Genomic DNA, 825 nt, shown 5'->3' with positions numbered 1-825 from the left:
TCGTGGATGCCGTAGCGGGCGTAGAACCTCTTCAACGGCCCCGGCGCCCACCAGTTGGCGTCGCCCAGCAGCCGCATCGTGGCCGGCACCAGCAACGCCCGCACGATCGTCGCGTCCACCAGCACCGCGATCAGCATCGCCACCCCGATCAACTTGATGAACGTGATCCCCGAGATCGAGAACAACCCGATCACCACCAGGATCAGCAGAGCGGCGCTGGTGATGATCCGACCGGAACGCTGCAGACCCACCGCCACCGCCTGGGTGTTGTCCCCGGTCCGGTCGTACTCCTCCCGGATCCGCGACATCAGGAACACCTCGTAGTCCATCGACAGCCCGAACACGATCGCCAGAACCAGGATCGGCTGCGTCGCCTCCAACGTCCCGGTCGAAGTGAAGTTCAACAACCCCGACAGGTGCCCGTCCTGGAAGATCAACACCAACGCCCCGAACGAGGCCCCCAGCGACAACACGTTCATCACGATCGCCTTCAGCGGCAGCACCAGCGACCCGAACGCCAGGAACAGCAACACGAACGTGGCCGCGACCACGATCAACGCCATCCACGGCAACCGGTCACCCACCGTCTGCAGCTGATCGGCCAGCGCGGCGGTCTGCCCGCCGACGAGTACGTCCCCGGAGAACGGCACGGCCCGGATCCGGGACACCAACTCGCGGGACTCGGCCGAGATCGGGTCACCGGCATAGGTGATGTTCACCAGCGCCGTACCGCCCTTCCGGTCGGCCACGGCCGCGCCGGTCACGCCGTCGACCTGCCGCACCGCGGCCACGTACTGATTCACGTCGCCGCCGCTGACCACCGCC

The 825-nt window shown here is 66.9% G+C and carries 1 protein-coding gene; it reads right to left on the bottom strand.

Annotation, left to right across the window (positions count from 1 at the left end):
• Positions 1-825: MMPL family transporter (locus FL583_RS39835; RefSeq protein WP_142710111.1), on the bottom strand; the 825-nt coding region annotated here is incomplete at both ends.

It is taken from the genome of Cryptosporangium phraense (assembly GCF_006912135.1).
GTDB lineage: Bacteria > Actinomycetota > Actinomycetes > Mycobacteriales > Cryptosporangiaceae > Cryptosporangium > Cryptosporangium phraense.
Note: the sequence above shows the minus strand (reverse complement) of the source record. Positions and strands in the feature narration are given on the sequence as shown.